This window comes from Verrucomicrobium spinosum DSM 4136 = JCM 18804, assembly GCF_000172155.1.
In the GTDB taxonomy this organism is placed as follows: domain Bacteria; phylum Verrucomicrobiota; class Verrucomicrobiia; order Verrucomicrobiales; family Verrucomicrobiaceae; genus Verrucomicrobium; species Verrucomicrobium spinosum.
Map to the genome: position 1 here is coordinate 3,250,029 of NZ_ABIZ01000001.1, position 13,292 is coordinate 3,263,320.

General features: G+C 58.8%; 10 protein-coding genes and 1 tRNA gene. 10 read left to right on the top strand and 1 reads right to left on the bottom strand.

Annotated elements, in window-relative coordinates; genetic code table 11:
* The first annotated feature begins 37 nt into the window (after window positions 1–37).
* The 4 genes from VSP_RS13170 to VSP_RS13185 all read left to right on the top strand — a co-directional run bounded on the left by VSP_RS13170 (window position 38) and on the right by VSP_RS13185 (window position 5,526).
* Window positions 38–1,573 (top strand): translocation/assembly module TamB domain-containing protein, encoded by a 1,536-nt coding sequence (locus tag VSP_RS13170; RefSeq protein ID WP_009961143.1) that lies wholly within the window; start codon window positions 38–40, stop codon window positions 1,571–1,573.
* A 94-nt stretch (window positions 1,574–1,667) separates the two neighbouring features.
* Window positions 1,668–3,638, top strand: a complete 1,971-nt coding sequence (locus VSP_RS13175) for a tetratricopeptide repeat protein (protein ID WP_198141383.1) — start codon at window positions 1,668–1,670, stop codon at window positions 3,636–3,638.
* 52 nt (window positions 3,639–3,690) lie between these two features.
* Window positions 3,691–4,104 carry a hypothetical protein gene (locus VSP_RS13180; RefSeq protein WP_044133534.1) on the top strand — a complete coding sequence of 138 codons (414 nt, stop codon included), beginning with the start codon at window positions 3,691–3,693 and terminating at the stop codon, window positions 4,102–4,104.
* A 234-nt stretch (window positions 4,105–4,338) separates the two neighbouring features.
* Window positions 4,339–5,526 carry a GAF domain-containing sensor histidine kinase gene (locus VSP_RS13185; protein WP_009961146.1) on the top strand — a complete coding sequence of 396 codons (1,188 nt, stop codon included), beginning with the start codon at window positions 4,339–4,341 and terminating at the stop codon, window positions 5,524–5,526.
* Window positions 5,527–6,208: 682 nt separating this feature from the next.
* Here the strand turns inward: VSP_RS13185 and VSP_RS13195 are convergent.
* A tRNA-Thr gene (locus VSP_RS13195) sits at window positions 6,209–6,283 on the bottom strand.
* A 129-nt stretch (window positions 6,284–6,412) separates the two neighbouring features.
* On the opposite strand from VSP_RS13195, the gene VSP_RS13200 reads away from it, so the two are divergent.
* From VSP_RS13200 to VSP_RS13230, 6 genes are all read left to right on the top strand, one after another.
* Complete coding sequence (locus VSP_RS13200; protein ID WP_009961149.1) at window positions 6,413–6,892, top strand: hypothetical protein; 480 nt, start codon at window positions 6,413–6,415, stop codon at window positions 6,890–6,892.
* Window positions 6,889–7,836: a hypothetical protein gene (locus VSP_RS13205; RefSeq protein ID WP_009961150.1), complete on the top strand. Its 948-nt coding sequence runs from the start codon at window positions 6,889–6,891 to the stop codon at window positions 7,834–7,836. The genes VSP_RS13200 and VSP_RS13205 overlap by 4 nt, the downstream gene beginning before the upstream one ends.
* Window positions 7,837–8,010: 174 nt before the next feature.
* Entirely contained in the window at window positions 8,011–10,188 is a 2,178-nt protein-coding gene (locus tag VSP_RS13210; RefSeq protein ID WP_081452531.1) for an LTA synthase family protein, read from the top strand.
* A gap of 666 nt (window positions 10,189–10,854) precedes the next feature.
* Window positions 10,855–11,871, top strand: a complete 1,017-nt coding sequence (locus VSP_RS43385) for a DnaJ C-terminal domain-containing protein (RefSeq protein ID WP_009961154.1) — start codon at window positions 10,855–10,857, stop codon at window positions 11,869–11,871.
* A 7-nt stretch (window positions 11,872–11,878) separates the two neighbouring features.
* Window positions 11,879–12,190, top strand: a complete 312-nt coding sequence (locus tag VSP_RS35275) for a chaperone modulator CbpM (RefSeq protein WP_009961155.1) — start codon at window positions 11,879–11,881, stop codon at window positions 12,188–12,190.
* A gap of 68 nt (window positions 12,191–12,258) precedes the next feature.
* Window positions 12,259–13,119: a histidinol-phosphatase gene (locus VSP_RS13230; protein WP_009961158.1), complete on the top strand. Its 861-nt coding sequence runs from the start codon at window positions 12,259–12,261 to the stop codon at window positions 13,117–13,119.
* Window positions 13,120–13,292 lie beyond the last annotated feature (173 nt).

A 13,292-nucleotide genomic window follows, 5' to 3' on the forward strand; every position in this document is an offset into this window, starting at 1 on the left:
GTGCCTGCGCGCCGATTTCTCCCGCGCTGGCAAACTCATGAGCCGTCGTACCCACCGCCCCAGTCCGATCAAGCAATTCATTCTGTGGAGCTTGCTCGCGTGCGTCCTCATCGTCACCGCCCTCGGCCTCTACGGCTACTTTTGGGTGCAAAACTACCTGCGCAGCGATGCCATCCGGGTGATGCTGGAGGCCCGGCTCGGGCAGTTGACGCAGGGGGAGGCCAAGTTGACGACCCTGGAGTGGTCCGGCCCCGCCGCCTACATTTCCACCGCCTCCCTGACGCCAGGACAACCTGCGGGCTGGCGGAAGGTGGAGGCTGAGGGGGTGCAGTCCCAGGTGGACTGGAGCGGGATTCGCGAAGGGGTGTGGCGGGTGCCGGTCGTGGCCATGGACTGGTTGAAGATCGAGCTCACTCCTCCTCCGTCCCCAGCGGTTCCAGGGGCAACGCCGGTTGTCGAGAAGGCTCCCGTGTTGGTAGCCGTTGATCCGCCAACACCCGCGGCCCCGCCTTCCGCACCCGCCTGGTTGCAAGGCTGGATCCCGCAGCGGACGGATATTCATAAAGTGGAAGTCGCCTCCTTGGAGATTGCCCCTCCAAAGGGGGCCATCGGCACACGATTGCGTGAGTCCAAGGTGGTGGCAAAGCCCGCCGTTGATGCCGGGGCCTGGGCGCTGGAAGGGCGTGGAGGCAGGCTGCTGCTGCCTGGCTGGACGGACGAACTCAATCTGCAGGTGGTGAACGCCCGTCTGGATGCAAGGGCCCTTACCATCAACCATGGCGCAGCCCGCTGGCTGGGCGACAGCGAAATCACGGTACGGGGCGAGTTGCCTTTCCAGGGCGGTCGTCCATGGAAGTTCTCCGGCGCAGTCACGCATCTTGAACTTCGCCATGTCTTGTCGCCAGCCTGGCAAAATAAACTGCACGGGGTGTTGGAAGCAGACTATGCGGTTGAGCCTGGCGTTCTCTCTGCCGTCGTGACCATAAAGAACGGCGTGGTGGAGAATCTGCCTCTGCTAACCCGCATTGCCGACTTTACCCGCACCGATCGCTTTCGTCGGGTGGCGCTTGAGCAGGCCAAAGGAGATGTGACCCGCCGTGGAGCAGACTTGGAGATCAGAAAGCTGATCCTACAGTCCAGCGGTCTGCTTCGCGTTGAAGGGGACCTTGACATCAAGAATGGCAACGACCTGAACGGCATCCTCCAAGTAGGGGTATCCACGGATGCCCTGCGCTGGATGCCTGGAGCGCAGACGCAGGTCTTCACAGAGAGCCGCCCTGGTGGCCCGCCCGGCTTCGCTTGGACGGAGGTCCGTCTCACGGGTACGGTGGAAGCACCGAGAGAAGACCTGAGCAACCGCCTCCTTGCTGCTATGGGGAAAGAGCTGATCGCCGCCCCCTTGGGCCTCGCGGAGAAAGGGATCGAGGTGCTGGGAACGGCAGGAGGTGAGCCTGGGAAGGGGGCTGCCGAGGTGGGCAGAGAAGTGCTCAAGACCACGGAGGATGCCGCAGGCAAGGTCATGGAGAGCGGCGCTGACTTGCTGAAAGGCGTGGTGCCCCTGTTTGGGAAGTAGTAGGAGATGTAGGGGACGGTGCAGGAGGCTTCGTCGCAGACTGCTTACAATTCTGGCATTGACGGATTTTTGGCGGCCTGAAAGCATGGCCGCCATGAAAGCGCTCAGCCTCGCATGCCTGCTCTTTGTGATTGCCTTGGACGCTCACGTTGCAGCTGCTGAGCAGGAAGATCTGGCAAAACGGCTGGCGCAGGCGCAGTCCGCGCAGAGGAGCCGGAACTTCGATGAGGCTATTGATGCCTATGAACTGGCACTGAAGTCAGATCTGGGCTCCACGACGAAGACCGTGGTCTTGATCAATCTCGGTGCTGCCTACAACGGCAAGCGTCAGTGGGACAAGGCGGTACCCTGCTTCGAGGCCGCGCAGATGTTGCAGCCGGAGCAGCCCGCTTCGTGGTACTTCATGGGGGACTCACTATTTGCCCTGAACCGTTTGGAGGAGTCCCTGGCCGCCTACACACAGGCCATCAAACTTTTGCCCAAAGAGGCGGCATTCTACAGCGGCCGGGCCAGTCTCTTTCTGAAGATGGGCAAGTATGAGCTGGCGTTGGAGGATTGTGACGCGGCAGTGAGGTTCGAGCCCAAAACAGCTCTGCACTATGACAAAAGGGCGGCTGTTTACTATGCACAGAGCAACATCCCTGCTGCGGAACGGAACTACACGGAGGCCATCCGCCTGGATCCGGCCAATGTCTCCGCTCTGAACAACCGCGGAGTGCTCTACCTGCACACCCAGCAGTGGGACAAGGCCATCGCCGATCTGAGCCTCGCACTGAAACTGGCACCCGAGCATGACAGCGCCCGGTGCAATCGTGCCCAGGTCTTTGCCGGCATGGGCGACTGGGCGCGGGCAAAGAGCGACTATCAAGAGGCCGTGAAGCTCTTTCCCAGGGACGAAACCAGTTGGATGGGACTGGCCATCTTGTACGGATCCTGCCCCGACGAGAGCCAGCGTGATGGCAAGCTGGCAGTTGAGGCCGCAATGAAGGCGGGGGAACTGTCGCAATGGAAGTCGGCGAAGTCACTGGATGTCCTGGGCATTGCGTATGCCCAGGCAGGCGAGTTCGACAAAGCGGTCGAAGCCGCCGACAAAGCGCTGGCTCTGCTGGAGGCTTCAGCGCCTGAGCGGGAGGGGATTGAAAAACACCGTGCGCTCTATGTGAAAAAAGAAGCCTTCAGGCAGACCGGGAAGAATTGGGGCTCCGTCGCCGCCGCGAAGGAGGCCGATACGGTGGAAGGCTGGCTGGCGGCGGGAAACATCGCCCTGCTGCAAAAGGATTATGACAAGGCTTTTGATCTCCTTTCCAAGGTTCTAGCACTCGACCCTGAGCCCAAGGATCGGGCAATTGCCCTGGGAGGGCAGGCTCTCGTCCATGTGCAGCGTGGGCACTGGGATGAGGCGGTGCAAACTGCCACTGAGGCGATCGGGATTTCACCCAAAGAGGAGACGTTTTACCAGTTGCGGGGAAAGGCCTGGCAGGAAAAAGGGGAAAGTGAGAAGGCTGTCGCTGACTACAGTGAGGTGCTCCGCATCTCCCCCCGTGATTCAAAGGTCCAATGTGAGCGAGGGAGGCTGTACAAGATGCTGGGCAAGCCTGATCTCGCCGAGAAAGACTTTACCGCTGTGGTCGAACGTTCGCCCAAGAGCCTGGAAGGCTGGACACTCCGGGCGCTCCTTTATCTGAATGAAGGGCGCTGGATCGAATGTCTGCGCGATGGGGATCGAATGTTGGCATTGAAACCGGACATGCCCGAGGCGCTCAGCATGCAGGCCCTGGTGCTCGCCATGGCACCCGATCCCACCATCCGGGATGGGAAACGGGCGGTGGCCAAGGGTACACGAGCCTGTGAACTGACCCAGTGGCAGGACTGGCAAAACATGTCCCACCTCGCCTCCGCTCATGCAGAGAGCGGGGAGTTCCAAGCTGCAGACAAGGTGTTGCAACGAGCTCTGGCGCTGGCGGGACTCCCAGAGTCCGCGGTCAATCAACTACAGGACATGAGGCTGCAATACGCCAAAGGGAAGCCGCTCTACATGAGTGCCAAAGGCAGGGTGGGGCGGTGAGACGGAAAGCGGCAGTCTTGACGTCACTCCGCAGCATGGGGATAATGCAGCCATGCGCCTGACTTCCCGTGGATCGCTTGCTTTCAGTACGTTTGCCATGGTGCTCTGCCTCTGGCTTGCCAGTCTGCCGGGGGTGGTTCAAGCTGTTACGCCTGAGGAGGCGCTGCAGCTCGATGGCAAGAACGGCACCATAGAGGGGATTGTGAGTGATGTGAACATCACCGAGCGCGGGCACGCCTTTATCAACATGGGGGGCGTTTATCCCAGCCACACCTTCACCGCCTATGTGCCGGCGGTCATTGTGCCGATCCTGGGGAAGGAGTACCTGGAGAGCCTGCGGGGGAAGGACATTGCCGTCACGGGCAAGATAAAGATCTACAAAGGCAAGCCAGAGATCGTGTACAACAAGAAGGATCAGGTGGTCGTGAAGGGCGGGGAATCTGAGAAGAAGGAGGCCGCGAAATAGTTTTTTTGAACCGATGGGATTGCGGAGGTTCAAAGGTCCTGCCGCGCCATGAAAGCTGCTTCCGTCACGTTCGCCATCTTACTGGGAGCTGTCTCCTGGGTGCCTTTCCTCTTGGGTGAAGCTGGAAAAGCTCAGATTTCGACTTTGATCCAAATATGAGCGGGGAGGGATATTCATTTTCCCTTCAGGGGTAAAGCCGCTACATTGGTCCGTCTCGCCCGCCCCCCCCAGCCCATGTCCCAGGACCCCCTGCAAGGCGATGTCGCCGTCATTAATAGCATCTCAGCGGTGCCTTCCATCCTGGACGTCGTGTGCCGCACGACGGGAATGAAGTTTGCCGCCGTTGCTCGCGTCACGGAAGAGAAGTGGGTGGCGTGTAGCGTGCTGGACTACCTCGAGTTTGGTTTAAAGCCAAGTGAGGAACTTAAGCTGGAGACGACCCTTTGCAATGAGGTCCGATGCGTGAGGTTGCCCGTGGTGATCGACGAGGTACGTGAGGATCCCGTGTACCGGGATCACCACACACCCAAGATGTATGGATTCCAAAGTTACATCTCCATGCCTATCTTTCTTCCCGGAGGAGATTTCTTTGGGACGCTTTGCGCCCTTGACCCCAGGCCGCACCGCCTGAACACGCCGGAAGTTCTGGGCATGTTCCGGCTCTTTGCCGACCTCATTTCCAGCCACTTGGGCGCGCTGGTAAGGATCGCCGACAGCGAACAGCAGGCTGCGGCTGAGCGACTGGTGTCCGAGCGGCGGGAGCAATTCATTGGCGTTCTGGGCCATGATTTGCGGAGTCCTCTAGGTGCCATCTCCATGGGGGCCCTGATGTTGAAGGAGGGAGAGCTGAGCGAGGATCAGCATGCGACCGTGGCCATGATGGAGCGCAATGTGGCCAAGATCTCGGACCTTGTGGATGATGTCATGGATCTCACCCGGGGCCGACTAGGGGGTGGGATTTCGCTGAAGGATCTCACCGATGCTCCCCTGGAGCCCGTGCTCCGCCAGATCGTGGAGCAGGAGCAGACCATCAGGCCGCAGCCGCTGATCGAGTGTGTATTTGCCATCAATCACCGTGTTTCCTATGATCGGAACCGGATGGGGCAGTTGTTCTCCAACCTCCTCTCCAACGCTATGAAATACGGACTCCCGGGTGTGCCTGTGGCGGTGCGTGCGTCCACAGATCAGGAAAGATTCACCCTCTCAGTAAGCAACGGTACGGACCCCATTCCTCAAGAGGAACTGGACAAACTCTTTCTCCCTTTCATGCGAGGACCTGGGGCGCGGGAGGAGAAAGGGCTGGGATTGGGACTGTACATTGCCTCAGAAATTGCCGCCTCTCATAGTGGCAAAATCGATGTGGTTTCAGAAAAAGGAGTGGTGTGCTTTACCTTCACGATGCCTGTACGGCAGGCGGCCTGACTCGAAGCGGAGCCCGAGGACTTTGCGCAGGATCGATGATGTAACGCGTCAGTCGCTCGCCCGCCCGGCTGCGGTCTTTCAACGTGCTGACCATTGCTTGTGGGACGACCTCAATCTGGTCAGTCGAGTCGCGGAAGTTCCCGTCAGGGCTGGGGCCAGTGCACAGTACGCCTTGGGAGAGACTCCAACCCTCCCAAGGCGCAGTGGCTGCGGGTGCAGCCGGGAAAGCCTCAAGATCGCTTTCGCGGATTAGCGGCCTTTAACCTTCCGTGACGTCACACTACAAAAACCATGCTTGAACGTATACCACGCAATTGAGGGGGGGATCCGATGGTTGTGCCCACCGACCACCCTTGTAGCCTTGCTGTGCATGGCAGACAATGCATCCGAAGGGCAACTCCGAATCATGGTGGTGGAAGATCACGCCGAAACGCTCAAGGCTCTCTCCCTGTGATCTGGAGCGAGAGAGTGAGAGTGTATGAGGCGGGAGACCAAGGACGCTCTACCATTGGATTCGGTGGCTCTCTCCCCTCGGGGTCATTCATCCAGCGCTTTTCGGCGGAAGATGGAGGCGTGAAGGATTGGGGAAGCGCAGAGAACTTCTCTTCCGGAGTCGCCTGCCTACGGGGAGGCGGAAATTTTCAAAAGCTCTTTTGCTGCTCGTTAAGACGCAATGAAAAGATGGAGCCGAAGGCGGGAATTGAACCCGCGACCCGCGCATTACGAATGCGCTGCTCTACCTCTGAGCTACTTCGGCGTTCCGGGCTGGCAATCTATAGGAAGCTTTTCTGATTTGTCACCCAGTTTCTTTTCTTGATGATCAAAATCTCAGAGGGAATTGCCAAAATCCTACTAGCCTCCGCCCGCAATCTCGGTTTCATGCCGCATGCCTGAATTTGTCCAAATGCTGCAGCGACTGTGGCGCAAAGTTCCATTTCGACACGTCCTGGCGGCGACCGTCTTTCTGGCGGTAGTCGGGGAGCAGTATCCGTTTTCGAATTTTCCGATGTATTCGCACCTCGACAAGGAGGCGGATGTTCTTTATGTGACAGACCAGACAGATCGGGTGCTGCCTATGGAGAAGCTATTCGGAACCAGTTCCAGCACCCAGAAGAAGGTCTTCATCACAGAACTGAAGGAGATTTGCAATCCGAAGGGGCGGGATACTCGGGATGCCCTGCCGGAAGAGCGTAGTGCTGCGGGTGCCAAACTTGGAGAAAAGCTTTTTCCCAAGCTAAAGCCCCACAACCTGGCCCAGGTGGGCGGGGAAGTGAAGGGGCTGCGACTCTACTACAAGGTCTTCACTGTGGAATCAGGGGCAATTAGTACCGGTGCCCCTCAACTCGTGGCTGAAAAAGCCCTATGAAATATCTTTCTGCCTCCAACGCCATGTCAGCAGCTTCCCATCGCCGCTCGCGGTTCGACGCGAGCGATTTCCACCTTGGCTCCGTGGAACTCCTTCTCATGCGCCTTGGCTTTGCGCTTCTCGTGTTTTTTGCCATCAAGTGGGAGGTGTCCGGCTTGGGTGCCGCCGATCCCAAAAAACTCACCGGTCTGACTCATCTGATCAATCTGGACTGGCTGCAGTCCCTGAGCCCCATCTGGCTTTGGCAGACCGTCACCATCTTGGGTCTCGTCTCCTACGTGGCGGGCATTGCCCCTGCCTTGGCATTGTTTCCGGCCTTGTTCTTCAGCATCGGGATTGGCACTCTGGCCAACTCGCAGGGTGCTGCGAACCACAGTACTCAGCTGATTTCCATGATCTTGCTGGGGCAGTTCATCGCCTACATCTGGCCCAGGAGGCAGGAGCTGGGTGGTCCGCCTTCCACATGGGCGTTCCCTGATCTGGCCGTGCACCAGAAGGTGGTGTATGTCTCGATGGTGATCTTTGCCGCCAGCTACGTGGTCTGCGGCTGGGTGAAGCTGGACAACTCGGACTGGAAGTGGATTCAAAATGTCCCCAATCTTTCGGTTGAACTCCAAAAGAGCAACTGGAGCGAGTATTACGATACTCTCACTCCGGTCCCGGACTCCCTACAGTCGGTCGTGACGATGATGAATGAGCACCCCAACTTTGCCCGGGTGCTCTTTGGCAGCGGCTTGCTGATCGAGCTCTTTGCCTTCCTGGCACTGATGGGGCGGCGTTGGGCCTTCTTCTACGGGGTGATCATCATTCTGTTCCACCTCAGTGTGAGCCGCCTCATGCAGCTCGACTTCTGGTATCACATGGGGGCGGCTTTGGTCTTCCTCGTGAACCTGCCTGGCTTGAGGAAGACCTTTGTTGGCAAGCCTGACCGGCTGATGCTGTAGTGGTCCATTTCCAGAGAAGTTTTGAAGCGGGGCCCGATGGGTCCCGCTTTTTTAGGGGAATTTGCGCATGCGCGCTCAAGCGTCATCTATGGGGATCTCTCCGGGAGATTAACCAAATTGTTACGGGATTGTCACGGCACCGTTAGTTCGGGGCGATAGCATGACAGAATCCTCATGTCACGCCCTTCCGATGATGCTACTCATTCCTCCAGTTCTGCCCCGTCCGCTCATTTGCAGTCCGTCCACGTCCGTCTGAGGGCGTTGGTGAGCCGGTTCCGGCTGCCTTTGTGGAACGCGCTGTTCCTCTTCGTGGGATTTCAGATGGTGCGTGTGTTGCTTGTGGCGAGGTTTCACCCAGTGGAGCCGCAGCCTCTGGGCTCCTACGCGCGCCTCTTTTTGGTGGGCTTGCACAGGGATCTGGTGGTGTCTCTGCTGCTGAGCACGCCGCTTGGCTTGTGGTGTGCCATGACTTCGAGCCGCGGTGCAAAACCTCCCGGCAGGGGGGGGAGGGCGCTGCTCACAAGTTTCTTGGCGTTTTCCTGGCTGCTCCAGGTGTTCCTGATGGTGGCGGAGTTGAATTTCTTTGCCGAGTTCAATTCTCGGTTCAATACGGTGGCGATCGATTACCTGATCTATCCACATGAGGTCTTTGCCAATATGTACCAGTCGTTTCCGCTGGGTTGGATTCTCGGGGGTGTGACGGCGGGTGGCTCGGTGATCACGTGGCTGCTGCTGAAGCTGGCAGGCCCGGCCCGCCAGGTGCCCAGGAGTTCTTCCATCTCTGCCCCGCGGCGCGCTGGTTCTGCGTTAAGCTGGGTGTTGCCCGTGGTCCTGCTTACGGCGACTCTGCCTCTCGTCCCATGGCAGCAGAGTCATGACCGGGTGATGAACGAGCTGGGGAACAATGGGCTGGTCGCAGGGGTGACCGCAGCGGTGACGCGAAATCTGGACTATACTGCCTTCTATCCGCACATGGACCGTGAGGCGGCCTACCGTAGGGTGAAGGCGCTGTTGGCCACACCGGATGCGACTTATGTGGACCCGCACGACGTGTACAATCTCCGCCGCCGGATCCATGGCCGGCCGGGCACCCGGCCTTTCAACGTGTGTCTGCTCATGGAGGAGAGCCTGGGCAGCGAGTTCTGGGGCAGTCTGGGCCGAACCAAGAAAGACGGCACTCCTCACACCCTCACCCCGCACCTGGACCGGTTGGCGAACGAGGAAGGCTGGCTGTTTGACAACCTCTGGGCCGACGGCAATAGGACCATTCGCGGGTTCGAGGGTATTTTGGCAAGCTTTCCACCGCTGCCAGGTGACAGTATTGTGGCGCGTGACCGGACGGAAAACGTCGAGACCCTGGGACGGGTGATGACCCGTCAAGGGTATGAGACGCTCTTCATGTATGCCGGCCGCAGCCTGTTCGATGGCATGGGCCCCTTTGCCATCAAGAATGGGTGGAAGCGCTTTTTGCATCAAGGCAATTTCGAAAAGCCTGTCTTCACGAATGCGTGGGGCGTCAGCAATGAGGATCTCTATGCCCGGGCCATCCTGGAAATGAGGTCAATGCATCAGACGGGGAAACCATTCCTCCTGACGATGCTGTCTGTCTCAAACCACGTGCCTTTTACCTATCCTGCAAGGGGCCCGTCGCCTTTGGATGCGCTGCACCTCGAAAATGGGAAAGCCGCTCCAGACTATCCTCAAGGAAGGATTTCTCAGAACCCCGATGAACATCGGAGAGATTTCGCGGTGCGTTATGTGGACTGGTGTCTTGGACGCTTCTTCCAGGAGGTTAAAAAGGAACCTTTCTGGCAGGATACCCTTTTTGTCGTGGTGGCAGACCATGGGGCGCGGGTTTACGGGAGCCAGGCGGTCCCGATCAAGAGCTATGAGATCCCCATGCTCGTTTTAGGCCCGGCTGTGGTGAAGCAGCCGCAACGCCAGTCGATGCTGGCCTGCCAGTTGGACGTGGCACCAACCATTCTCGGCCTCATCGGGCAGCCTTACGAATCTCTTTTCTTCGGCAGGGATCTTCTGCATACCCCAGAGACGCCCTTTGCCAAGGTGCTGATGCACCACAATCGGGAAGTCGCTTCTTATCGAGATGAACGGATGGTCGTGTTTGGATTGAACCAGAGCATGGAGTTCTTTGGTGGGAATCCCAAAAGTGGAAAGATGGCTCCGCTGCCCGGCGTGGACCCCCGTGGCGCTCCGATAGCTGATGACGCCACCGCCCTGTTTCAGGTGGCCGATGATCTCTACATGAACAGGCGCTACCGGATCGATGGAGTGGAATCGTCTGCGGGTGGGGCGGAGCAACCCCGCGTGGCCAAGGCGAGCCCAGTTCGATGAGTGCTCAGGTCTGGGGCAGGAACTGGGGTGGGTGCCTGATAAACTCCTTCCTGGCAGACAGGCTATTCAAAAAAGAAGCTGTGGAGGTGGGTGAGATCCGCTTCCTGCAACGGTGTGGTGCGGTGCGGTGCGGCGGTCAGCGTTCCGGCGTGTGGTTTGATTGAATGGCGGCAACGGTATCTTCGATTTTTGCCGCCATGCGTTGCATCTTCCGATTGCCCAGGAGGAGGGTGGTCAAAGACAAGGCCGCGAGGGGCAGCCAGACGATGAGTACCCATTTGCCCCACGTGAACTGGGTCGCGAAGAAGGTGCACAGGATCGCGCCGAGGGGGGGGGCGTGTGATCCAGCGCATCAGCTTTGCTCGAAGGTAATTCTTGGTGTTGAGCAGCACCTCGTCCTTTTGGGCCAGGAGCATTGCCTTTGGGCCGGAGTTGTCCGATGGTTGCAGAGACGGGGAGCTCATCGGAGGCGGAAGGCGATGCCTGATGCGAGTTCCTCGTTGGTCTTCGAGGCAGACACAGCAATCAGGGGAGATCGATCCCAAGCGGTTTTCCCCAATTGTCTTTCGAAGTGGAGGCGGGTGAATGGCAATCGTGGCGCGGGACAGGGCAGGAAGTGAAGTTTTTTGTCCGTAACAGCTACAGACCTGCACCTCCAACCGTATCATGTCTGTGGAATTCAAGGACTACTACGCAACTCTTGGTGTCGCCCGGGACGCCAAGGAGGAAGACATCAAAAAGGCCTTCCGCAAGCTGGCCCGGAAACACCATCCGGATGTAGCGGAGGACAAGAAGGGGGCGGAGGAGAAGTTCAAGGAGATCAACGAGGCCTATGAGGTGTTGGGTGATCCTGTGAAGCGTCAGAAGTACGATACTCTAGGGTCGAACTGGCGCGAAGCGGAGCAGCATCAGGGACAGGCGCCGCCGCAATGGGGTGGAGGAAGACGGTACACAAGCGCGACAGGACCACAGGGCCAAGGCCCCGCCCAAGAGTTTCATTTCGATGGCACGGGTTTTAGTGACTTCTTTGAGCAGTATTTTGGCGGAGGCGGTCACAGCGGCCAGTTTCACGGATTTGGCGATGAGGAAGGGTTTGCCGAAGAAATGCATCGGCAGGAGAACCGGCCTCGACGGGGGCACGATGTGGAGGGAGACATCTTGGTCACGCTTCACGAGGTGCTGCATGGGACGGAGCGCCCCCTCTCTCTGGCCACCACAGACCCTCGCACTGGAAAAAGGGAGGCAAAGTCCTTCACGGTGCGAATTCCTCCAGGAGCACCGGAGGGCAAGCGCATCCGCGTGGCGGGGCATGGTGGAGAGGGGGCCGGCGGCGGTGCTGCTGGGGACCTGTTTCTAAAAGTGCGCTACGCGGCGCACCCTGATTTCCGAGCGCGGGGAGGGGACCTCTACTACGACCTCGATCTAGCCCCTTGGGAGGCTGTGCTGGGCACAGAGGTCGTGGTGCGTGGGCTTCAGGGTGGCATCAAAGTGCGCGTTCCCGCCGGCACCGCCCAGAATGCTCAGCTCCGGCTAAAAGGTCAAGGATTGCCCCAAGGCAAAACCGGGGAGCGAGGCGATCTCTACGTGATTGCCCACATTCAGGTCCCCACCCAGTTGAGCGATCAAGAGCTCGCCCTCTGGCAGAAGCTCGCGTCCGAGTCTCACTTTAACCCCCGTTCCTGAGCAAGCCATGAATCCGACTGATCCTGCTGAGTCTGAAACCTTCACGGTGCATTCCCTGGAAGGAGTGGTGGAGCTGACTCACACTTCTCGTCACTTGGTCGCCGTGTACTGCCGGCACGGCTTCATCTCCCCCCTGAGTGAGGAGGTGCATGGAGGCTGGACCTTTGACGATGAGGCGGTGCGGAAACTCCGCCGCATGGAATCCATGAGGTCCGCCTTCGGCATCAATCTAGCGGGACTCCATCTGATTGAGGAACTTCAGCAGGAGTTGGAGACCCTGCGTGAGGAGGTGCGCTTCCTCCGTGGGCAGGTGCGATGATCTTGGCTGCTGCCCGCATCATCTGGGACGTCACCTTGCGCGTACCGTGATTGATGCTAGTTGAGAAAATGCCCCGTTCTGCTCCGATCTATTTCGACTCCCACATGCACACCCCGTTGTGCAAACACGCATGGGGAGAGCCCGAAGAATACGCCCGCCGTGCGGTCGAGCAGGGGCTCAAAGGCATCATCATCACCTGTCACAGCCCCATGCCCCGTGGCTTCTGGCCGGGCGTTCGTATGGCGGACTCGCAGTTCGACGAGTATGTCGCGCTCGTGGAGAACTGTCGTGAAAAGTTTGCCGGTCAGGTTGAGGTGCGCCTCGGGCTGGAGAGTGACTACTTCCCGGGGTTTGAAGATTGGGCAAGGGATCTGCACCAGCGGGCCGACTTTCACTACATCCTTGGCTCCGTGCACTGGCAGGGACCTGAGTACCGATCCCTGTTTGAGCAGAAGGGGCCAGACGCGTTCCGCCGCAGCTACTTTGACAACCTTGCCACCTCCGCCGAGACGGGCCTGTTCGACAGCCTGGCCCACCCGGACCTGATCAAGAACTACCATGCCGATGACTGGAAGTTTGAGCACTGGGAAGACGAGGTGGTGCAGGCGCTTGATCGCATTGCCAAAACCGGCGTGGCCATGGAGCTCAACACCTCCGGCGTCCATAAAAGCTACTCAGAGATGAACCCGAGTCTGCCCATGCTCAAGCTCATGCAAGAGCGCGGCATTCCCGTCGTGATGGGATCCGACTCCCACAAGCCCAGCCGGGTGGCAGAAAGCTTCGTCAATGCCCTGCGCACCGTGCAGGATGCGGGCTATGATCGCGTCAGTATTTTCCAGAACCGCAAGCGCGAGGAATTGCTCATCGCAGATATCCTGCCGACGTTGGGGAAAGGCGCTGAGACGGTGGACGTGGCGGAAGTTCGTTGAAATAAGCCGCGAGGCGCAGCGAGCATGGAGGAGCGAATCTGAGGTTCAGACAGAACTCACAAAATTGGGGTTCAGCTTTCGAGCTGCGTATTTCTCAAACCCCAATCCCATTCTGTTATTTTGTAAATTCTGTCACAGTCATCCCATAGCCCTGCAAAAGCAGCGCCAGAGGC

Bases quoted from the DNA above. Each gene is read 5' to 3' on its own strand.
- VSP_RS13170 (WP_009961143.1), top strand. From the start codon at position 38: ATGAGCCGTCGTACCCACCGCCCCAGTCCGATCAAGCAATTCATTCTG.
- VSP_RS13175 (WP_198141383.1), top strand. From the start codon at position 1,668: ATGAAAGCGCTCAGCCTCGCATGCCTGCTCTTTGTGATTGCCTTGGAC.
- VSP_RS13180 (WP_044133534.1), top strand. From the start codon at position 3,691: ATGCGCCTGACTTCCCGTGGATCGCTTGCTTTCAGTACGTTTGCCATG.
- VSP_RS13185 (WP_009961146.1), top strand. From the start codon at position 4,339: ATGTCCCAGGACCCCCTGCAAGGCGATGTCGCCGTCATTAATAGCATC.
- VSP_RS13200 (WP_009961149.1), top strand. From the start codon at position 6,413: ATGCCTGAATTTGTCCAAATGCTGCAGCGACTGTGGCGCAAAGTTCCA.
- VSP_RS13205 (WP_009961150.1), top strand. From the start codon at position 6,889: ATGAAATATCTTTCTGCCTCCAACGCCATGTCAGCAGCTTCCCATCGC.
- VSP_RS13210 (WP_081452531.1), top strand. From the start codon at position 8,011: ATGTCACGCCCTTCCGATGATGCTACTCATTCCTCCAGTTCTGCCCCG.
- VSP_RS43385 (WP_009961154.1), top strand. From the start codon at position 10,855: ATGTCTGTGGAATTCAAGGACTACTACGCAACTCTTGGTGTCGCCCGG.
- VSP_RS35275 (WP_009961155.1), top strand. From the start codon at position 11,879: ATGAATCCGACTGATCCTGCTGAGTCTGAAACCTTCACGGTGCATTCC.
- VSP_RS13230 (WP_009961158.1), top strand. From the start codon at position 12,259: ATGCCCCGTTCTGCTCCGATCTATTTCGACTCCCACATGCACACCCCG.